This is a genomic window from Bacillus sp. Nf3 (assembly GCF_003028545.1).
GTDB lineage: Bacteria > Bacillota > Bacilli > Bacillales > Bacillaceae > Bacillus > Bacillus safensis.
In genome coordinates, this window is record NZ_PYUA01000009.1 from 26,105 (window position 1) to 45,612 (window position 19,508).

Below are 19,508 nucleotides of genomic sequence, written 5' to 3' on the forward strand. Positions count from 1 at the left end.
TATCATAGGAGGTACCTCATGATCAAAGGAATAGGCATTGATATTGTAGAGATTGACCGGCTATCGCGAGTGCTCAGCAGACAGCCCCGTTTACCAGAACGCATTTTGACTTTAAGTGAACAGGATGTCTTTCGTACACTCAGTGAAAAAAGACAGCTGGAATTTTTGGCAGGACGTTTTGCGGCAAAGGAAGCTTTCGCTAAAGCATACGGAACCGGAATCGGTCAGCATTTAAGCTTTCATGACATAGACATTCAAAAAGACGATAATGGAAAACCCTTCATCAAAAGCGAGAAAGCGGAGGGAGATCAGGTTCATGTGTCCATTACTCATACAAAGGAATATGCTGCTGCACAAGTTTTAATTGAAAGGTTGTCAAGCTAGTCTGCATATTGTTTGTCCCCCCTTCATATATTGGGTAGTGCGATAAGGAAGGGCGAGTTGCTAACAGGCTTTGATGGTTCGCGGTACGCAGTTAACTTTTGAGGCGTACTGTTAAAGTCAAACAAGCGGTTTCTTCCTTTTAACACAATTAACGAAGGGGTTGAAAAGGGTGAGAAAAAGCTTTGTTTTGCTTGTAACGGGAATCCTTTTTGTACTGATTCTCTCCGCATGCGGTCAAAAATCTCAGCAGGATATCGTTGGAGATTTAAACAAAAAGGCAGAGGAAATGACATCATACAAAGCCAAAGCAAAAATGACCATTGAGACAGGAAATGACCCGCAGGAGTACCAGGTAGAAATTTGGTACAAAAAGCCGGAGCTTTACCGTGTCTATTTAGAAAATCCGAAAAAGGATCAGAGTCAAGTCATTTTAAGAAACGGCAATGGTGTGTTTGTGCTGACACCTTCATTGAACAAGAGCTTCCGTTTCCATAGCGATTGGCCGAATAATAGCAGTCAAGTCTATTTATTCGAATCACTCGTGAAGGACATTAAGAATGACAGTGCAGCTCAGTTCAAAGCGAAAGAGTCAAAGTATGTATTCGAAACGAAGACCAATTATCAGCACAATCAAATGCTGCCTACCCAAGAGATTACCTTTCATAAGAAAACAATGGCGCCTGCCAGTGTAAAAGTGCTGGATAGCGACAAAAAGCCAATGGTGAAAGTGGAATTCTCTCACTTTGAATTCAATAAATCCTTTGACAAAGATGCATTTGATGAGAAGAAAAACATGACGCTCTCTCAAATGGATGTTGCCACAAGTGCAGACCCATCTGACAGCTTTGCGGTGAAAACACCAGTTGATATGCCAGAAGGCGTGAAGAAGATGGAAGAGAAAGAAATGACGACAGATGCTGGGAAGCGTTATGTGATTACGTACGGCGGCAAGAAATCCTTCACACTCATCCAAGAAAAAGCGAGAGTAGCTGAAGCATCTACGCCTGTCACGATGAACGGCGAGCCGGTCGATCTTGGTATGACAGTAGGGGTTCTGACAGATCAATCCCTCTCATGGACATCTGACGGAGTTGACTACTTAATTTCCTCAAGTGATCTATCGAAAGAAGAGCTGTTGATGGTCGCAAAGAGTGTAGAAGGCCAGTCAGCTAAATAAATGAGGTTCTCAGGCCGAAAGCCTAATAAATAAAGCATCAGCCCTGTGCAAGGGCTGATTTTCTTTGATTTGTTTCACATTATTCTTGATTTTTAGTATCATATGAGGGGATTGAATCATTCAATAGGGAAGTGTGACTGATGGACACAAATGCCTTTTATAGAGACACATGGGCAGAAATTAATTTAACAGCAATCAAGCACAATGTTTCACATATGAAAGATCATATCGGTCAAAATGTTCAACTGATGGCTGTTGTGAAAGCCAATGCATATGGACATGGAGATATAGAAGTGGCAAGAGCTGCCCTCAAAGCAGGTGCAGACTTGTTAGCTGTAGCCTTTTTAGATGAGGCCATTTCTTTAAGAAATAAAGGTATCAAAGCACCGATTCTTATACTCGGCGCAGTACCGCCGGAGTATGTCAAAACCGCTGTTCGATACAATGTAATTATGACCGCTTACTCCACCAGATGGCTGAGGGAAGTCGTCGATATGGTGAAAGGACAGATGGGACAACCCATTCGTTTTCATTTGAAAATAGACAGCGGAATGAACCGTTTAGGTGTGAAAACGTTAGAGCAAGTGAATGAAGTAAAGAAGCTTGTCAGAGAGCATTCTTATTTACAGCTGGAAGGAGTATTTACTCACTTTGCGACCGCGGATGAAAAGGATGAGAACTATTTTGATCGGCAGGTCGACACCTTTCAAACCTTGCTTCAGCCGCTTCATACGGAAAAACTGCTTGTTCATTGTGCCAATAGTGCAGCAGGATTAAGGTTTAAAGAAGTGTTGTTTAATATGGTTCGCTTCGGCATCAGTATGTACGGGCTGTCACCGTCAGAGGAAATCAAAGGTGAACTTCCTTTCAAGCTGGAAGAAGCCATGTCGCTTCATACAAAGCTTGCCCATGTAAAGCTCATTCAAAAGGGTGAGAGTGTCAGCTATGGGGCGACGTATACAGCTAATCAAGATACGTGGATCGGTACGGTACCAGTCGGCTATGCAGACGGGTGGATTCGGAAGCTGGCAGGTACGGAAGTACTTGTTGGCGGAAAGCGCCGGAAGATTGCCGGAAGGGTATGTATGGATCAATTCATGGTTGAACTGAAAGAGAACCTTCCAGTAGGGGAGCCAGTCGTTTTGATTGGTGGACAAGGTGAAGAAATGGTATCAGTCGATGAAATTGCAAAAAGGCTTGAAACCATTAACTATGAAGTCACATGCTCCATTGGACACCGCGTTCCAAGAGTATATATAGAGGACGGCAAAAGGGTACATGTGCGGAATCCGCTGCTTCAAGGCGGGCCAAGCTTTTTCTAAACAGCTTTCACAGGAACGATCGTCAAACTGACATCGTTCCTTTTTATTCTACAAAGAAGGCGTAAACATTCTCCCTTTTTTAGAGATTTTGGAAATACCGTATGATTTTCGGAAAAAAGCGTATAATGTGAAAGAGGAACTCCATTATCATCTTTGATTTACGGGTGAACAGCCGCTTCATGTTCTAATAAGAAATCATGAAAAAACAGCTTTGCTTGCGCATTGAATAATGGTATGATTAGTCTTGGAATGGATCGAAACGGTATCCGTAAGTTTTGTGGAGGTGTATGTTTTTTGTCTGAATCCAGCGCAACAAACGAAATGAAGATTCGACTACCGGAGGCTTTGATGTCTGAAATCGAACGAGTAGCAGAGCAGGATAAGGTAACAAGAAATGAATTGATCTACCGAGCGACAAAAACGTATATTCGTGAACGTAATATTCGACAAAATCGTGAATCGATGAGACGCGGCTACATGGAGATGGCGAAAATTAATCTGAATATCTCTTCAGAGGCACAATACGCAGAATTTGAGGCTGAGAATACAGTTGAGCGATTAGTCAGCGGGGGTTAAACATTTGATTGTTAAACGCGGTGATGTTTACTTTGCTGATTTATCTCCTGTTGTTGGCTCCGAGCAGGGCGGGGTTCGCCCAGTATTGGTGATTCAAAATGACATTGGAAATCGCTTCAGCCCGACTGCTATCGTTGCAGCCATAACAGCCCAAATACAAAAAGCGAAATTACCGACTCACGTCGAAATTGATGCAAAGCGCTACGGCTTTGAACGAGATTCTGTCATTCTCTTGGAGCAGATTCGTACAATCGATAAACAAAGATTGACAGATAAAATCACACATCTTGATGATGAGATGATGGAGAAGGTTGATGAAGCCTTACAAGTTAGTTTGGCTCTTATTGATTTTTAATATGGTGAGATTTGGTTGCTCTCTTGAGAGCAACTTTTTTTTGTGTTCAATTTTTATTAACGTTATAATGAAGAAAGAATAAAAGAAGTGCTGTTTATGTACGTAGGGGGTAAAACATGTCGAATCATATCGTGTTAGCTTTCGCAAGGGAGTATCAAGAGGAATTACAAAAAGAGTGGACGGACATTTTTAGACGACTCGGAGAAAAAGAAACGGACATGATGCTGAACGACAAAATGTATGAAACCATCTGTTCGGAATATGTTCAACTGATCATTACATCTCTTTCAGAGGGGTATAATGAGGATTTTGAAGAAAAAGTGCAAACTCTTGCTTTAAACATTGTTCAAATGGGTATATCACTTAAGTTACTGGCAAATGGTCTAACTGAAATCCGTACACATTTATATCAAAAAATGAACGATGACAAAGATACAACAGAAGAAAGTCATGACCTCATCTGGCAAATCGACCAATTCATCACACCAATTCATAACGAGATCTTAAACCAGTATTCCATCTCATGGGAGAAAACAGTCAACCTTCAAAAAATTGCGCTGCAGGAACTTTCAGCCCCGCTGATCCCTGTATTTGAGCACATCACCGTCATGCCGCTTGTTGGAACAATTGATACAGATCGTGCGAAAAAAATTATGGAGAATCTTCTCAATGGTGTCGTCAAACATCGCTCACAGGTCGTCTTAATTGATATTACAGGTGTCCCTGTCGTTGACACAATGGTAGCCCACCATATCATTCAAGCGTCTGAGGCTGTGAGATTAGTAGGTGCGAAGTGTTTGCTTGTCGGTATTCGCCCAGAAATAGCCCAAACCATTGTGAACCTTGGAATTGATTTATCGCAAGTTACAACAAAGAATACCCTTCAAAAAGGAATTCAAACTGCTTTGGAAATGACAAATCGAAAAATTGTTTCATTGGAGGGATAACCTAGTGAGAAATCACCCGAAGATTCCAATCTTAAAACTATATAACTGTCTTCTGATTTCAATACAGTGGGAGCTTGATGATCAGACGGCTCTCCACTTTCAAGAAGACTTGCTGAATAAAATTCATGAAACAGGAGCAAACGGTGTTGTCATTGACCTCACATCCGTCGACATGATTGATTCCTTTATTGCAAAGGTATTAGGCGATGTCATCACGATGTCCAAGCTCATGGGGGCAAAAGTTGTATTAACAGGAATACAGCCGGCAGTCGCTGTGACGCTGATTGAACTTGGAATATCGCTTGAAGAAATTCAGACAGCACTAGATCTTGAACAAGGGCTTGAGACACTGAAGCGGGAATTGGGGGAATAGATATGAAAGACCAATCCTGTGTAAGAATATTGACGGAATGGGACATAGTCGCAGCAAGACAATTGGGGCGCAATGTTGCAAAAGAACTTGGATTTGGAACAGTTGACCAAGCAAGAATTACGACGGCCATTTCAGAATTAGCTCGAAACATCTATTTATACGCTGGTAAAGGTCAGATTTGTATAGACGAAGTGATGGAGCGCGGAAAGCGTGGACTCAAAGTCATCGCAGCCGATGAGGGGCCGGGTATCATGGATATACGTAAAGTAATGGAAGACGGATTTTCAACATCAGGCGGACTCGGAGCAGGTCTTCCGGGTGTCAGAAGACTGATGGATGAATTTAAATTAGACTCTGCACCAGAACAAGGAACGGAGATACAAGCTGTTAAGTGGCTTCGCTAGGAGGGAAACCATGGATTTTAAGGAGGTAATGGAGCAGCGGTACCATCAGCTGCTCAGTCGTTATATCAGTGATTTAACTGAAACATCGCTTTATCAAGCTCAAAAATTTAGCCGTAAAACCATTGAGCATCAAATACCTCCTGAAGAAATAGTGAGTGTTCACCGAAAAGTGATTCAGGAGCTTTACCCTGATTTGCCGGAAGATGTTTTTCATTCACTAGACTTCTTAATTGAAGTCATGATTGGGTACGGACTTGCCTACCAAGAACATTTAACACTCAGAGGCATCCAGCAAGAAATAAAATCTGAAATCGAAATTGCTGCAAATGTTCAGCAAACCCTTCTGGAAACGAAAATTCCAGAAGGAGATACCTTTGATATTGGTGCGATTAGTGTACCGGCAAAACAGATGAGTGGAGATTATTACCACTTTGTAACGGATCACGATACAATCAATATCGCGATCGCAGATGTCATTGGAAAGGGAATCCCGGCTGCGCTCTGTATGTCGATGATTAAATATGCGATGGATTCCTTACCAGAGTCAGGGAGCGGCCCAACAAAGGTGCTGAAAACCCTGAATCGTGTTGTCGAGCAAAACGTAGATCCAAGTATGTTTATCACAATGTTCTATGGCAGCTATAATAAAGAAACGCATGAGTTTAAATATGCATCGGCTGGTCATGAGCCGGGCTTTTTCTATTGCAAAAAAGAGGACAAATTTTACGATTTAGAAGCGAAAGGGCTTGTCCTTGGGATTGCACCAGACTTTGATTACAGACAGTATGAGAAGCATTTAGACATAGGAGACATGGTGATCTTATTCTCTGATGGGGTCACAGAATCCAAGTCAGAGGAGGGTTTCCTAGAGCGGGAGGACATCAAAGCACTCATATCAGAGCACCTATCCTACTCAGCTCAAGAAATGGTGGATGCCATCTACGCCAGCTTACTCAAACTGCAGGATTTTCAGCTGCACGATGACTTTACATTACTTGTTCTCAAAAGAAAGGTTTAGAAAGTGAACATGCGGGTATATAAAACTTTAGGAAACAAGAATTTCGAGGTGAATGCATAATGAATATGTCTGTAAAAGAGCATCAAATAGATCAAAAAACGAAAATCAGTGTCAGCGGAGAAATCGATGTGTACTCCGCTCCTCAGCTAAGAGAAACGCTCATGCCTAAAGCAGAGGCGGGAGAGCATCTTGAAATCTGTCTAAAGGACGTTACGTATATGGATAGTACAGGTTTAGGTGTATTCGTTGGGCTGTTTAAAGCGGCTCAAAAAGCAGGTGGAACATTAAAGCTTGAGAACTTGTCAGAACGGCTTGTAAGGTTGTTTGAAATCACTGGATTAAAGGACATCATTGACATTTCTGCAAAGTCAGAGGGTGGGGTACAATGAACGAATCAGTAGATCTAATCGAGATGAAAATACCGGCAAAACCAGAATATGTAGGCATCATTCGTTTGACTCTTTCAGGTGTAGCGAGCCGAATGGGCTATGCCTATGAAGAGATTGAAGACTTAAAGATTGCCGTCAGTGAGGCCTGCACAAATGCAGTTCAGCATGCCTACAAAGGTGAAAACGGCGAAGATGGAGAGGTAGCTGTTCGCTTTCTTGTCTACGAGGATCGTCTAGAAATCATTGTCGCTGACAAAGGCGGTAGCTTTGACTTTAAGCAAAAACAGGAAGACTTGGGACCGTACACATCTGCTCATACGGTGGATCAATTGGCAGAAGGAGGTCTTGGTTTATACTTAATGCAAACATTGATGGATGAAGTCGAGGTGCAAGCAAACTCCGGAGTTACCGTGGCGATGACAAAGTTTTTAAACAGGGAGCGAGTTGACCATGACACAACCATCCAAAACTATGAAACTAACTAAAGATGAAGTAGATCGCCTCATCCAAAGCTATCAAACCAATCAAGACGAGCAGGCGCAGCTCACGCTGGTCGAATGCTATACAAACTTGGTTGATATGCTGGCGAAAAAATATTCTAAAGGAAAAAGCTTTCATGAGGACCTCAGACAAGTTGGAATGATTGGTTTACTTGGCGCCATTAAACGATACGACCCGCTCGTTGGTAAATCATTTGAAGCCTTTGCTATTCCAACCATCATCGGGGAAATCAAACGCTTTTTACGAGATAAGACATGGAGTGTCCATGTACCAAGGCGGATCAAAGAGCTTGGACCAAGAATCAAAATGGCAGTCGATCATTTGACAACAGAGACACAGAAATCACCTAAAGTCCAAGAAATTGCAGAATACCTAGATGTAACAGAAGAAGAAGTACTTGAAACCATGGAGATGGGCAAAAGCTATCAAGCACTGTCTGTTGACCAAGGCGTAGAGGCTGATTCTGAAGGAAGTACTGTGACGATTTTAGACGTTGTCGGCTCACAGGAAGAAGGCTACGAACGTGTGAACCAAAAAATGATGCTTGAGAGTGTGCTTCATGTGCTGTCGGATAGAGAAAAAGAGATTATCAATCTGACTTACTTGCAAAATAAGAGTCAGAAAGAGACAGGCGATTTACTTGGCATATCCCAAATGCATGTATCGAGACTGCAGCGGAAGGCAGTGAAAAAACTGCGAGATGCATTATCAGAAGATGCGTCTATGGAGCTAGGGTAATGAAACAGATTGAACAGCATGAGCATGTAAACGCCATTATCTATCAATCGAATAAAGAAGGAAAACCATGCTGCGGGGACAGTTTTTTTATTAAAGCAGATGATGAAGAACTAATTTGTGCTGTAGCAGACGGATTAGGCAGCGGCCAGTACGCCAATGAATCATCTTCTTTAGTCAGCGAAATTGTCGAAGAATATGGACATGAGGATGTGGCGACCCTCATCGACAGATGCAATCAGGCCATGAAAAATAAACGCGGTGCCACAGCTGCGATCTTAAAGGTGAATTTTTCCCAGCAGCAATTTACCTATTGTTCGGTTGGTAATATTCGTTTTATCTTGAATGCACCTTCTGGCGACTATATTTATCCACTTCCGACATCAGGATACTTATCAGGCAAACCTAGAAAATATAAAACATACACCTATTCCTACGAAAAAGGATCGATATTCATTATGTATTCAGACGGACTGAATGTGCCAAACATGCGCATGTGTTTAAAGCATGGACATTCAGTTGAAGACATCGCCAAACAGCTTGAAACATACACACAAGACAAAAAGGACGATCTCACCTATGTACTTGGTCAGCTCACGTAAAATAGCTGACCTTTTTTCTGTTTTGCCGGTTTTTTTGATACACTAAAAGAGAAGACACAGTGAGAGGATGCAAAGTATGAAGACATCTGACTTTTTATTGAAACAAATTGCGACAGAATTAAAGCTTTCAACGAAACAAATTGAAAGTGTGATCAAGCTTTTAGAGGATGGCAACACCGTCCCGTTTATTGCCCGTTATCGGAAAGAGCAGACAGGCTCACTGGATGAGGTGCAAATCCAAACCATTTCAGAGCGCTATACATATATCCAAAATGTCATGAATCGAAAAGAAGAAGTCATTCGCTTAATTGCTGAACAAGACAAACTAACCGATGAATTAAAACAGAAAATTGAACAAGCTCATAAACTGCAAGAGGTCGAAGATTTATACCGGCCATTCAAACAAAAGCGCAAAACAAAGGCGAATGTAGCCAAAGCAAAAGGGCTGGAGCCGCTAGCGGAATATTTACTCACGCTGCCAAGCGATCAGATCGAGAAGAAGGCAGCTGCTTTTATGAATGAAGAAAAAGAAGTGACGAATGTAGAAGAGGCACTTGAGGGTGCGCAGCACATCATTGCTGAACAGCTGGCAGATGATCCCGATATGCGAAAATGGATTCGTAGTGAAACGTACCAAAAGGGCAGTCTGGTCACATCAGGAAAAGACGTCGAAAGCGATGAGAAAAACGTCTATGAAATGTATTACGATTATCAAGAGCCAATCAAAAAGATTGTCCCGCACCGTATATTAGCGGTCAACCGCGGAGAGAAAGAAGGCATTTTAAAGGCAGCCATCGAACCACCTGCTGAAAATATTCGCTTCTATCTCGACAAACAAGTTCTAAAAGGCAAACAGACGACGGCGAGACCGTTTATTGAAGCGGCAATAGATGATGCCTATAAACGCCTCATACAGCCTTCCATCGAACGAGAAATACGAAAAGAGCTGACAGAAAAGGCAGAGGAACAAGCGATTCATATTTTTGCTGAAAACTTAAGAAAACTGCTGCTTCAACCGCCGATGAAAGGGAAGCGTGTACTTGGAGTCGATCCCGCATTTCGGACAGGCTGTAAATTAGCCGTCGTGGATGATACGGGCAAAGTCCATCATATTGGCGTTATTTACCCGCATCCGCCCGTGCAGAAAAAAGCGGAAGCGAAACAAAAAGTCAAAGAGATCATTCAATCATCGAACATTGAAGTCATTGCGATTGGAAACGGAACAGCCTCAAGAGAGACCGAACAATTCATTGCAGACTTGATTCAAGAGCTGGATCAACCGGTGTCCTATTTAATCGTGAATGAAGCAGGAGCAAGTGTATACTCCGCATCTGCACTTGCGCGAGAAGAGTTTCCAGATCTGCAAGTCGAAGAACGAAGCGCCATCTCAATCGCTAGAAGATTACAAGATCCTTTAGCAGAGCTCGTGAAAATTGATCCGAAGTCTGTTGGTGTGGGCCAATACCAGCATGACGTCAGCCAGAAGCAATTAAACAGCTCGTTAACCTTTGTCGTTGAGACAGTCGTCAACCAAGTTGGTGTAAACGTCAATACCGCCTCACAGGCGCTGCTGCAATATGTATCAGGCCTTTCAAAAGCCGTCGCTGGGAATATCATCAAAAGACGCGAAGAGATTGGGAGATTCACAAGCAGAAAAGAATTGAAGGATATTCCAAGGCTCGGTGCTAAAACATATGAGCAGTGTATCGGTTTCTTGCGTATTACAGACGGACAAGATCCGCTTGACCGTACAGGCATTCACCCAGAGAGCTATAAAGAAACAAAACAGTTTTTACGCATGATCAACATGACGCCAGACGATCTTGGCACAGAGCAGTTAAAAGAGAAAATTGCTGAAGTGAAACTGGACGAAGCAGCAGAACAGCTAGATATTGGGACAATTACACTTCAAGATATCATCGATCAGCTTACAAGACCTGAGCGTGATCCGCGGGATGAAGTACCAAAACCGCTGCTCAAAACAGATGTATTGAAATTGGAAGACTTGAAGCAAGGAATGGAGCTGCAAGGTACGGTAAGAAACGTCGTAGACTTCGGCGCATTCGTTGATATTGGCGTAAAGCAGGATGGGCTTGTGCATATTTCCAAACTAAGCAATCGTTTTGTGAAGCATCCGCTTGACGTTGTATCAGTTGGTGACATTGTGACCGTCTGGGTGGACTCCGTTGACCAGGCAAAAGGCCGCGTCGCCCTCTCCATGTTGAAACCAGAGTAAACAAAAAACGAGGCGCACCTTAGGATGGGGTGTGCCTTGATGTGACTGAATGTTTTTTTCTATAGAAGTACCAGCATTGATTCAGCAATTTGATTTGATAATGATTTTTCTCATAAAATGCCTTCTGCATCTGATTTTTCAGCCAGTTGGGCATCGCCCATTCCTCCTTTGATCGAAACAGTGGGTGTATCTTCAATGTATGCATAGGGGAAATTGTCCCGTTCGAGGTTTTTATAGAAAGGAACGATCTTGATTGAACGAGAGAGAGTTACAGCAGTTAACAGAGCACATTTCCCAGCAGTTCTTTGGCAAGACATTCCGCCATCAGGCTGTTTTTAATGACCGGTTAAAAACGACAGGCGGGCGATATTTACTTGGTACACACAATATCGAACTGAACCGCCGATACCTAGAGGAGCATGGTCGAGAAGAATTAATTGGGATCATCAAGCATGAGCTGTGTCATTATCATCTGCATCTTGAGGGAAAAGGCTATCAGCATCGCGACCGTGATTTTAAAGAGTTATTAAAACAAGTAGAAGCCCCGCGTTTTTGTACACCGCTTAAGACCTTACAAAAGAAGCGACGTGCGGGGAAACGCCATGAATACATTTGCACAGGATGCGGCCGGTCTTTTATCAGAAAAAGACGGTTTGATACCTCTCGTTATGTATGCGGCGTCTGCAAAGGGAAATTAAAGTGGCAGAGCACAACCGATTCATTGTGATAAGCATTCCTCTAAGGGGGTGCTTTTTTTATTCGATTAGATGTGTGGACATATGGAGACAAAAAGAGACGCATGTCTCATTTTGTCTCTTTTTTCATCGGTGTGATTCGGTCAAAGCCAAAGTGTTCAAGTATCTTCATGTTGGCACGATTTTTGCTTGTATAGAAGTGCAAGCAAAAAAGGATAGGAGGTTTTACCAAATGGAAAAGGCATTGACTAAAGAAAAAGCCATATGGATGTATCAAAAAATGCAGGAAATCCGCCAATTTGAAGATCGAGTACACGCGCTTTTTACAAAAGGAATCTTGCCAGGGTTTGTCCATCTTTATGCTGGCGAAGAAGCTGTTGCCGTAGGAGTCTGTGCACATCTGAATGAAAAAGACAGTATTACAAGTACCCACCGCGGCCACGGCCATTGTATAGCGAAGGGCTGTGATCTAAAAGGAATGATGGCAGAAATCTATGGAAAAGCCACAGGTCTTTGTAAAGGCAAAGGCGGATCCATGCACATTGCAGATTTTGATAAAGGAATGCTTGGTGCCAACGGAATTGTTGGAGGCGGCTTTCCTCTTGCGTGCGGGGCAGCCCTCACAGCCAAATATAAAAAGACAGAAAATGTAAGCGTTTGCTTTTTTGGAGATGGTGCAAACAATCAAGGGACTTTCCACGAAGGAATCAATCTCGCGGCCATCTGGAAACTGCCCGTCATTTTCATCGCAGAAAACAATGGGTACGGAGAAGCGACACCATTTTCCTATGCTTCAAGCTGCAAATCAATCGTCGATCGAGCGGCCGGTTATGACATTCCTGGGATTCAAGTAGATGGAAAAGATGTGATGGCCGTTTATCAAGCCGCAGAACAAGCAATTGAACGAGCGAAAAATGGAGAAGGTCCGACATTGATTGAATGTATGACATATCGGAATTATGGCCATTTCGAAGGAGATGCCCAGCGTTACAAAACCAATCAAGAAAAAATAGAACATCAAGAAGAGAGAGATGCGATCACTCTTTTTAAAAATGAATTGATCAAGCAGCAGCTGCTGACGAATGGAGAGCTATCAAATATTGAAACGACTGTAACAGAAGCGATAGATGAAGCCGTTCAATTCAGTGAAGAAAGTGAATATCCAGATCAGACCGAATTATTGACCGACGTGTATGTTTCGTATCAATAAATCAGAAGGAGGAGAGGAAAATGACAAGAGAAATCAGCATGTCTAGTGCATTGAATGAAGCGATTAAACTTGCCATGAGAAGAGACGAGGATGTCATTTTAATGGGGGAAGATGTTGCTGGAGGCGCTCATGTAGATCACTTACAGGATGATGAAGCATGGGGCGGTGTGCTCGGTGTAACGAAAGGAATCGTTCAGGAGTTTGGACGTGAGCGAGTCCTTGACACACCGATTAGTGAAGCTGGCTATGTAGGTGCGGCCATGGCAGCTGCTTCCACAGGGCTAAGGCCAATTGCAGAACTCATGTTTAATGATTTTATCGGCACTTGTCTGGATCAAGTGCTGAATCAAGGGGCTAAATTTCGATACATGTTTGGCGGAAAAGCAGAGGTGCCAATCACGATCAGAACGACACATGGAGCGGGTTTTAGAGCAGCTGCTCAGCATTCGCAAAGCTTGTATGCGCTATTTACAAGCATCCCTGGATTGAAAGTGGTGGTGCCTTCTTCACCATACGATGCCAAAGGATTGCTGCTGGCAGCCATCGAGGATCAGGACCCTGTCATCTTTTTTGAAGACAAAACGCTTTACAATATCACAGGAGATGTTCCGGAGCGATATTACACGTTGCCGCTTGGCAAAGCAGATGTGAAAAGAGAAGGCTCAGATGTGACCATTTTTGCAGTAGGCAAACAAGTTCATACAGCACTCGAAGCAGCAGAGCAATTAGCTGCGCAAGGAATTGAAGCAGAGGTGATTGATCCTAGAAGCTTGTCGCCGCTCGATGAAGAGGCCATTCTGACTTCAGTAGAGAAAACAAATCGGCTTGTCATTGTGGATGAAGCAAATCCAAGATGCGGAATTGCCGCAGATATTTCTTCTCTGGTTGCGGATAAAGGATTCGATTTACTCGACGCACCAATCAAAAAAGTGACGGCTCCTCATACACCGGTCCCATTTTCACCACCGCTTGAAGATATCTATTTGCCGACACCTGATAAGGTTGTGAACACTGTCTTAGAGATGGTTGGAAAAAGTCATGACAAGATCTTGAACTAAAGAAAGGAGAGAGGGAGATGGCTGTCGAGGTTGTGATGCCGAAATTGGGCATGTCAATGAAAGAAGGAACGGTATCTGTCTGGAATAAAGAGATCGGAGAGACCGTGAATAAAGGAGAAAGCATTGCAAGCATCAACTCTGAAAAAATTGAAATGGAGATCGAATCACCTGCAGAAGGAACCATATTGGATATAAAAGTGTCTGAGGGAGAAGGTGTACCGCCTGGCACGGTCATCTGCTATATCGGTGAAGGAAATGAACAGGTCGAGGAAAAGAAAGAAAAAGACCTGCCGCCAAAACAAAAGAAAGAGAGAATAAAAATCTCCCCTGTTGCACGTAAGATTGCTCAAAGTGCTAATTTGGATATTCATACACTAGTGGGAACAGGTCCAGATGGGAGAATCACGAAAGCGGATGTGCTTCGGGCACTTCCTGATGAAAAAGAAAAAGAAAAACAACATAATGAACCAACAAAGCATCAGCCAGCCAGCATGATGCGGAAAACCATTGCCTCGCGAATGATGGAAAGCCTGCAAACAAGTGCACAATTAACAATAACGATGAAAGCGGATGTGACAAAACTTACAGCTTTACAGTCTGAGTTGAACGAAACAGCTGGAGCACAACACGATATGAAATTAACCATGACCGATTTTGTAGCCAAAGCAGTGATTCTTTCTCTGCAAAAGCACCCTGCAATGAACAGTCAATATCAACATGATAGAGTCGAAACTTTTGAGCATGTACATCTTGGAATCGCTGCTGCTTTAGATCACGGGCTGGCAGTGCCGGTTATTCGGCATGCGGAAAAGCTTTCACTTATTGAGCTGGCGAAGAGCATCAAATCGTATGGCAAAAAAGCACGTGAAGGCAAACTTCTCCACGATGAAATTGAAGGCTCTACCTTTACAATCACTAACTTAGGTGCTTATGGTGTGGAACATTTTACCCCGATTTTGAATCCGCCAGAAGCAGGTATTCTTGGCGTTGGAAAAGCGGATCACATGCCTGTTTATCAGGGGAATGAATTATGTAAAGGGACGATCCTGCCACTCAGTCTGACATTTGACCATCGCGTGCTGGACGGGGCGCCGGCATCACAATTTTTATCAACTGTTAAAGCCTATTTAGAAAAACCAGTATCCATTCTTTTATAGGAAGAAGGTGAAATGACCATGACGCTAGTCATTATAGGAGGCGGGCCAGCAGGATATGTGGCGGCAATAACAGCCGCCCGTTTTGGCAGAGAGGTTGTATTAATCGACCAAGGCCTGTTAGGAGGGACCTGCCTGAATGAAGGCTGTATTCCAACGAAAGCCCTTTTGCAAAGCGCCGATATGTACGAGCATGTGAAATCAGCAAAACATTTTGGAATTGAGCTTTCAGAAAAGGAGCCTATCATTCATTGGGAAGCTGTTCAAAAGCGAAAGCGGTCAGTCGTCAAGCAGCTGACTGATGGTGTTCGTTATTTGATGAATAAAAACAAAATCACCGTGTTAAATGGGAAAGCATCATTTCTTTCGGCACATGAGTTATTGATAGAAAGTGAAGGGAAATCTGAAATCATTCAAGCAAATCAAATCATTATTGCTTCAGGATCAGAACCTGCTGCTTTACCATTCGCCCCATTTGACAGGGAGTGGATCATTGATAGTAAGGATGCCATGACGCTCCCTTCAATACCAGATTCGCTTTGTATCATTGGCGGAGGGGTGATCGGCTGTGAGTTTGCAAGCATCTTTAGCAGAATGGGATCAAAGGTTGTCATGGTTGAACAGGCAGCACACATTTTACCTGAAGAAGATCACGATACCGCTAACTGTCTTCACGATCAGCTTCAAAAAGCTGGTGTGGAGATTTTGACATCAGCAGCAGTCAAACAGCTTGATGCAATCTCAAAAAAAGTGGTGGTTGAGAAGGAACATGGAGAGCGCTGTGACATCAAGGCCGATCATTGTTTAGTCGCCATTGGCAGAAAGCCGAGGCTAGGAGAGCTGAATCTTGAACAGGTCGGCATTGAATTTGATAGAAACGGGATCTGCGTCAATGAGCATATGCAAACCAATCTCCCGCATATCTATGCATGCGGTGATGTGACAGGCGGTGTTCAGCTTGCTCATGCTGCTTTTCATGAAGGAACGATTGCGGCATCACATGCATCAGGTGAAGATGTAAAGGTCAATGAACAAGTGATTCCAAGGTGCATCTACACGTCTCCAGAAATCGCGAGTGTCGGTTTAAATGAAGAGAGTGCTAGAAAACAATATGGGGAGATTCGGATAGGGAAATTCGCTTTTTCTGCTAATGGAAAAGCACTCATTTTAAATCAGCCAGCAGGTCAAGTAAAGGTCATTGTCGAACCGCAATATCAAGAAATTTTAGGTGTATCCATTATCGGGCCAAATGCCACAGAACTGATTGGACAAGCGGCAGTGATGATGCATACAGAGTTAACAGCTGATACATTAGAGCAGTTTATTGCGGCACATCCGACACTCTCTGAGGCGATACACGAAGCCTTGCTGCAAACAAATGGACGAGCGGTGCACTGCTGATAGAGAAACATTTTATCCGAATGAATTTTCCTGGGTCAGTCAATAATTGAAAGCGCTTTTATAATTATCTATAATGGATAAAAAGCCCCCAGAGGAGAGGATGGAATGAATCCGACGCCTTGTTATTTAAATACTTGGAAACGCTTTGTTCGTGAAGGTTTACTTGATAGGTCTCGTCTGGACAAGAGAGTGATGGAGTCATGGCACAGATGTAAACAGGCAAATGTGAACCCGTATTTAGATAAAGGACAGTCGTTGTTAGAAAAGGAATTATTCAGTATTCAAAAAAAGAAGTACTCATTATTCCTAAATGCCGCTCTTCCTTACTTAAATAAAATTAGTCAGCAATTAAAAGAATCGGACATGATGGCCTTACTCATCGATGCAGATGGCTATGTGCTGAGTTTGACAGGAAGTCAAAGGACGCTGGTAGAAGCGAAAAAAATAAATTTTATGGAGGGCGCGCGCTGGACCGAAGCCGATGTGGGGACGAACGCTATTGGAACGGCACTGGTCATTGGGGAAGCTGTAGCGATCAACGGAACTGAGCATTTTTCAGTCGCTTCCCACCATTGGAGTTGTTCAGCGGCCCCTATTCGTGATGCAGACGGCACGATCATAGGAGTCATTGATATCTCCTGTATGGCGGATCAAAGGCATCCTTTTATGCTTGGGATGGCTTCAACAGTTGCATATGCTATAGAGAGAGAAATTCAGGTCCAGCAAAAAAGGAAAGAGATGGAGCTAGTCAGTCATTGTCTCCAGCAGGTGGAAGCGGACGAGCCGTATGTTATCTGTAATGAGAAAAAGCAGATTGTTTCGGCAAGCAAACCGATTAGAGATCGATTTTCAGACTGGTACGGAATGGATGTTAAACTGCTTATGGACGAGACATTTGTTACACGGGACAAGCAGATCATTCAGTCAGAACAAGACGGAAAGCTGCTTGGGATGGCTTTTTCTCTTGAAGAAGCAGAGAAGAGACATATCACCGTTTCTTTTCCTCAATTTCCCGGGGAATCTGGAACAAGTACAGTATTTCAGCAGACACTCAGCGAATTGAAACGAGCGGCACAAACAGATGTAAATGTATATATTTGGGGAGAAACAGGTACAGGGAAAGAACTGGCCGCTCGAGCAATTCACTTAGCTAGTGAAAGACATAAAGGACCGTTTATTGCCGTTAATTGTGGAGCCATACCAGAAAGCCTATTAGAAAGCGAACTATTTGGTTATGCTGAAGGAGCTTTTACAGGGGCAAAACGTCATGGAGCAAAGGGGAAATTTGAACAGGCGCAAAAAGGAACGCTCTTTTTAGACGAAATTGGCGAAATCCCTTATGCGATGCAAGTGGCGCTTCTTAGGGTCATTGAAGAAAGAAAAGTCGTACCGCTCGGCGGGACACACGAAATCCCTTTGGATATTAGAATCATAACAGCGACACACCGGAATATGAACGAACTGCTGAAAGAAGGAAAAATACGTGAAGATTTGTATTACCGTCTTCATGTCTATCCAATCAACATCCCGCCGCTTAGAGAAAGAAAAGAAGATATTGTTGATTTCTATCGCTATTACCAAAAGAAACACCAATGGAATGCGACATTTCCTGAATCTTTTTTTCGTAAGCTAGAAGCGTACCACTGGCCAGGAAACATACGAGAGCTTTTTAATCTGTTTGAATATATAAGGGTACTGTTTCCTAAAGGAGGATGGATTGGTGAATCGCAATATGCGGCGGTATTAGAGGCGATGGATCAGAAAAAGCAGAAGCTGCATCTACCAGAGTATACCGAGAATTCAAAAGAACTCACGCTAAGGGAACGCATTCAAAAGCAAACAGTGATAGAAGCACTGCACAAAACAAAAGGTCATGTGTCAGAAGCAGCGAGGCTGGCAGGGGTGCCAAGAAGCACCTTTTACAAGTGGATGCGGAAGTATAAGCTGTCATGAACTCATAGGGATCACAGCAGCAAGAAGACCTTGGTCTTTCAGTTAGAGGTCGGGGTCTTTCTGTCATGTCTAAACAGAAAACAAAAAGGAAGGAAGAAAGGCTTGACTGTTATATTAGTATATGTTAAATTATAAAAGCCGTCGCTAATGAGACAGGAATGAAACACTTAAAAATTCTTGACACATTTTTCTGGCATAGATATAATGAAACATGTCTTATTATTCCGCAGTAGCTCAGTGGTAGAGCTATCGGCTGTTAACCGATCGGTCGTAGGTTCGAGTCCTACCTGCGGAGCCATAATGGAGAAGTACTCAAGTGGCTGAAGAGGCGCCCCTGCTAAGGGTGTAGGTCGTGTAAGCGGCGCGAGGGTTCAAATCCCTCCTTCTCCGCCATTATTGTATGGCCCGTTGGTCAAGCGGTTAAGACACCGCCCTTTCACGGCGGTAACACGGGTTCGAATCCCGTACGGGTCATGTTTTGTTTTTTGATTCGTTGGGCTATAGCCAAGCGGTAAGGCAACGGACTTTGACTCCGTCATGCGTTGGTTCGAATCCAGCTAGCCCAGCCATTTTTTATATATGTTTTTCTGCATAGCAGATGAGCCATTAGCTCAGTTGGTAGAGCATCTGACTTTTAATCAGAGGGTCGAAGGTTCGAGTCCTTCATGGCTCACCATTGTCACGCGGGTGTGGCGGAATTGGCAGACGCGCTAGACTTAGGATCTAGTGTCTTTATGACGTGGGGGTTCAAGTCCCTTCACCCGCATTGTTTTTTCAAACAGTGCACTTATGAATATATGAGCACATCATACACGCGGTCGTGGCGGAATGGCAGACGCGCTAGGTTGAGGGCCTAGTGGGTGAATAACCCGTGGAGGTTCAAGTCCTCTCGGCCGCATCAAGAAACCAAAGGTTGTAGACCTTTGGTTTTTTTATAATATCTAAATAAATCTATCCACTTATTTTAAGTAAGTTGATTTTTTTGTATAAAACAGATATTTTTATATAATTAGGAACT

21 protein-coding genes and 7 tRNA genes are annotated in these 19,508 nt (G+C 43.2%); 27 read left to right on the forward strand and 1 reads right to left on the reverse strand.

Annotation, left to right across the window (positions count from 1 at the left end; all coding sequences use genetic code 11):
* Nucleotides 1–18: 18 nt before the first annotated feature.
* The 14 genes from acpS to C9414_RS17455 all read left to right on the forward strand — a co-directional run bounded on the left by acpS (nt 19) and on the right by C9414_RS17455 (nt 11,019).
* Entirely contained in the window at nt 19–384 is a 366-nt protein-coding gene (acpS, locus tag C9414_RS17390; RefSeq protein WP_047202005.1) for a holo-ACP synthase, read from the forward strand.
* A 160-nt stretch (nt 385–544) separates the two neighbouring features.
* Nucleotides 545–1,561, forward strand: coding sequence for an outer membrane lipoprotein-sorting protein (locus C9414_RS17395; RefSeq protein WP_087975235.1), 1,017 nt, complete (start codon nt 545–547; stop codon nt 1,559–1,561).
* Nucleotides 1,562–1,701: 140 nt separating this feature from the next.
* Nucleotides 1,702–2,883: an alanine racemase gene (gene alr / locus C9414_RS17400; RefSeq protein WP_107164174.1), complete on the forward strand. Its 1,182-nt coding sequence runs from the start codon at nt 1,702–1,704 to the stop codon at nt 2,881–2,883.
* Between the two features lie 294 nt (nt 2,884–3,177).
* Nucleotides 3,178–3,459: a hypothetical protein gene (locus C9414_RS17405; RefSeq protein WP_003214273.1), complete on the forward strand. Its 282-nt coding sequence runs from the start codon at nt 3,178–3,180 to the stop codon at nt 3,457–3,459.
* A 4-nt stretch (nt 3,460–3,463) separates the two neighbouring features.
* Complete coding sequence (gene ndoA / locus C9414_RS17410) at nt 3,464–3,814, forward strand: type II toxin-antitoxin system endoribonuclease NdoA (protein ID WP_024425388.1); 351 nt, start codon at nt 3,464–3,466, stop codon at nt 3,812–3,814.
* Nucleotides 3,815–3,930: 116 nt separating this feature from the next.
* Complete coding sequence (locus C9414_RS17415; RefSeq protein ID WP_107164175.1) at nt 3,931–4,761, forward strand: RsbT co-antagonist protein RsbRA; 831 nt, start codon at nt 3,931–3,933, stop codon at nt 4,759–4,761.
* Nucleotides 4,762–4,765: 4 nt separating this feature from the next.
* Nucleotides 4,766–5,134, forward strand: coding sequence for an RsbT antagonist protein RsbS (gene rsbS, locus C9414_RS17420; RefSeq protein WP_003214235.1), 369 nt, complete (start codon nt 4,766–4,768; stop codon nt 5,132–5,134).
* 2 nt (nt 5,135–5,136) lie between these two features.
* Nucleotides 5,137–5,538: an anti-sigma regulatory factor gene (locus tag C9414_RS17425; RefSeq protein WP_024425390.1), complete on the forward strand. Its 402-nt coding sequence runs from the start codon at nt 5,137–5,139 to the stop codon at nt 5,536–5,538.
* Nucleotides 5,539–5,548: 10 nt separating this feature from the next.
* Nucleotides 5,549–6,556, forward strand: coding sequence for a PP2C family protein-serine/threonine phosphatase (locus tag C9414_RS17430; protein ID WP_047202007.1), 1,008 nt, complete (start codon nt 5,549–5,551; stop codon nt 6,554–6,556).
* Between the two features lie 59 nt (nt 6,557–6,615).
* Nucleotides 6,616–6,945, forward strand: coding sequence for an anti-sigma factor antagonist (locus C9414_RS17435; protein ID WP_017358393.1), 330 nt, complete (start codon nt 6,616–6,618; stop codon nt 6,943–6,945).
* Entirely contained in the window at nt 6,942–7,430 is a 489-nt protein-coding gene (rsbW, locus tag C9414_RS17440; RefSeq protein ID WP_003214356.1) for an anti-sigma B factor RsbW, read from the forward strand. The genes C9414_RS17435 and rsbW overlap by 4 nt, the downstream gene beginning before the upstream one ends.
* Nucleotides 7,396–8,184, forward strand: a complete 789-nt coding sequence (gene sigB, locus C9414_RS17445) for an RNA polymerase sigma factor SigB (RefSeq protein WP_024427378.1) — start codon at nt 7,396–7,398, stop codon at nt 8,182–8,184. Before rsbW ends, sigB begins: the two co-directional genes overlap by 35 nt.
* Nucleotides 8,184–8,783 carry a PP2C family serine/threonine-protein phosphatase gene (locus C9414_RS17450; protein WP_039176718.1) on the forward strand — a complete coding sequence of 200 codons (600 nt, stop codon included), beginning with the start codon at nt 8,184–8,186 and terminating at the stop codon, nt 8,781–8,783. The genes sigB and C9414_RS17450 overlap by 1 nt, the downstream gene beginning before the upstream one ends.
* A 76-nt stretch (nt 8,784–8,859) precedes the next feature.
* Nucleotides 8,860–11,019: a Tex family protein gene (locus C9414_RS17455; RefSeq protein ID WP_107164176.1), complete on the forward strand. Its 2,160-nt coding sequence runs from the start codon at nt 8,860–8,862 to the stop codon at nt 11,017–11,019.
* A 19-nt stretch (nt 11,020–11,038) separates the two neighbouring features.
* On the opposite strand, the gene cmpA is transcribed toward C9414_RS17455, so the two are convergent.
* Entirely contained in the window at nt 11,039–11,173 is a 135-nt protein-coding gene (gene cmpA / locus C9414_RS17460) for a cortex morphogenetic protein CmpA (RefSeq protein WP_008346893.1), read from the reverse strand.
* A 99-nt stretch (nt 11,174–11,272) separates the two neighbouring features.
* Between cmpA and C9414_RS17465 the strand changes: the two genes are divergently transcribed.
* The 13 genes from C9414_RS17465 (at nt 11,273) to C9414_RS17525 (ending at nt 19,388) form a co-directional block, all read left to right on the forward strand.
* Nucleotides 11,273–11,746: a SprT family protein gene (locus C9414_RS17465; RefSeq protein WP_039176723.1), complete on the forward strand. Its 474-nt coding sequence runs from the start codon at nt 11,273–11,275 to the stop codon at nt 11,744–11,746.
* Between the two features lie 200 nt (nt 11,747–11,946).
* Complete coding sequence (locus tag C9414_RS17470) at nt 11,947–12,924, forward strand: thiamine pyrophosphate-dependent dehydrogenase E1 component subunit alpha (RefSeq protein WP_107164177.1); 978 nt, start codon at nt 11,947–11,949, stop codon at nt 12,922–12,924.
* Between the two features lie 20 nt (nt 12,925–12,944).
* Nucleotides 12,945–13,982, forward strand: coding sequence for an alpha-ketoacid dehydrogenase subunit beta (locus C9414_RS17475; RefSeq protein WP_008346887.1), 1,038 nt, complete (start codon nt 12,945–12,947; stop codon nt 13,980–13,982).
* A gap of 17 nt (nt 13,983–13,999) precedes the next feature.
* Entirely contained in the window at nt 14,000–15,139 is a 1,140-nt protein-coding gene (locus C9414_RS17480; protein WP_106025671.1) for a dihydrolipoamide acetyltransferase family protein, read from the forward strand.
* Nucleotides 15,140–15,157: 18 nt separating this feature from the next.
* Nucleotides 15,158–16,537, forward strand: a complete 1,380-nt coding sequence (gene lpdA / locus C9414_RS17485; protein ID WP_107164205.1) for a dihydrolipoyl dehydrogenase — start codon at nt 15,158–15,160, stop codon at nt 16,535–16,537.
* 105 nt (nt 16,538–16,642) lie between these two features.
* Nucleotides 16,643–18,490: a sigma-54-dependent Fis family transcriptional regulator gene (locus tag C9414_RS17490; protein ID WP_107164178.1), complete on the forward strand. Its 1,848-nt coding sequence runs from the start codon at nt 16,643–16,645 to the stop codon at nt 18,488–18,490.
* A 223-nt stretch (nt 18,491–18,713) separates the two neighbouring features.
* Nucleotides 18,714–18,788: transfer RNA gene (locus tag C9414_RS17495), tRNA-Asn, on the forward strand.
* A 4-nt stretch (nt 18,789–18,792) separates the two neighbouring features.
* Nucleotides 18,793–18,883, forward strand: a tRNA-Ser gene (locus C9414_RS17500).
* Between the two features lie 9 nt (nt 18,884–18,892).
* Nucleotides 18,893–18,964, forward strand: a tRNA-Glu gene (locus C9414_RS17505).
* 20 nt (nt 18,965–18,984) lie between these two features.
* A tRNA-Gln gene (locus C9414_RS17510) sits at nt 18,985–19,059 on the forward strand.
* A gap of 31 nt (nt 19,060–19,090) precedes the next feature.
* Nucleotides 19,091–19,166, forward strand: a tRNA-Lys gene (locus C9414_RS17515).
* Nucleotides 19,167–19,173: 7 nt separating this feature from the next.
* Nucleotides 19,174–19,256: transfer RNA gene (locus tag C9414_RS17520), tRNA-Leu, on the forward strand.
* Nucleotides 19,257–19,304: 48 nt separating this feature from the next.
* Nucleotides 19,305–19,388 (forward strand) — tRNA-Leu (locus C9414_RS17525).
* The last annotated feature ends 120 nt before the right edge of the window (nt 19,389–19,508 follow it).

Bases quoted from the DNA above. Each gene is read 5' to 3' on its own strand.
- C9414_RS17470 (WP_107164177.1), top strand. From the start codon at position 11,947: ATGGAAAAGGCATTGACTAAAGAAAAAGCCATATGGATGTATCAAAAA.
- C9414_RS17455 (WP_107164176.1), top strand. From the start codon at position 8,860: ATGAAGACATCTGACTTTTTATTGAAACAAATTGCGACAGAATTAAAG.
- sigB (WP_024427378.1), top strand. From the start codon at position 7,396: ATGACACAACCATCCAAAACTATGAAACTAACTAAAGATGAAGTAGAT.
- C9414_RS17490 (WP_107164178.1), top strand. From the start codon at position 16,643: ATGAATCCGACGCCTTGTTATTTAAATACTTGGAAACGCTTTGTTCGT.
- C9414_RS17450 (WP_039176718.1), top strand. From the start codon at position 8,184: ATGAAACAGATTGAACAGCATGAGCATGTAAACGCCATTATCTATCAA.
- C9414_RS17415 (WP_107164175.1), top strand. From the start codon at position 3,931: ATGTCGAATCATATCGTGTTAGCTTTCGCAAGGGAGTATCAAGAGGAA.
- alr (WP_107164174.1), top strand. From the start codon at position 1,702: ATGGACACAAATGCCTTTTATAGAGACACATGGGCAGAAATTAATTTA.
- cmpA (WP_008346893.1), bottom strand. From the start codon at position 11,173: ATGCCCAACTGGCTGAAAAATCAGATGCAGAAGGCATTTTATGAGAAA.
- C9414_RS17435 (WP_017358393.1), top strand. From the start codon at position 6,616: ATGAATATGTCTGTAAAAGAGCATCAAATAGATCAAAAAACGAAAATC.
- rsbW (WP_003214356.1), top strand. From the start codon at position 6,942: ATGAACGAATCAGTAGATCTAATCGAGATGAAAATACCGGCAAAACCA.
- C9414_RS17425 (WP_024425390.1), top strand. From the start codon at position 5,137: ATGAAAGACCAATCCTGTGTAAGAATATTGACGGAATGGGACATAGTC.
- acpS (WP_047202005.1), top strand. From the start codon at position 19: ATGATCAAAGGAATAGGCATTGATATTGTAGAGATTGACCGGCTATCG.
- C9414_RS17475 (WP_008346887.1), top strand. From the start codon at position 12,945: ATGACAAGAGAAATCAGCATGTCTAGTGCATTGAATGAAGCGATTAAA.
- lpdA (WP_107164205.1), top strand. From the start codon at position 15,158: ATGACGCTAGTCATTATAGGAGGCGGGCCAGCAGGATATGTGGCGGCA.
- C9414_RS17430 (WP_047202007.1), top strand. From the start codon at position 5,549: ATGGATTTTAAGGAGGTAATGGAGCAGCGGTACCATCAGCTGCTCAGT.
- C9414_RS17480 (WP_106025671.1), top strand. From the start codon at position 14,000: ATGGCTGTCGAGGTTGTGATGCCGAAATTGGGCATGTCAATGAAAGAA.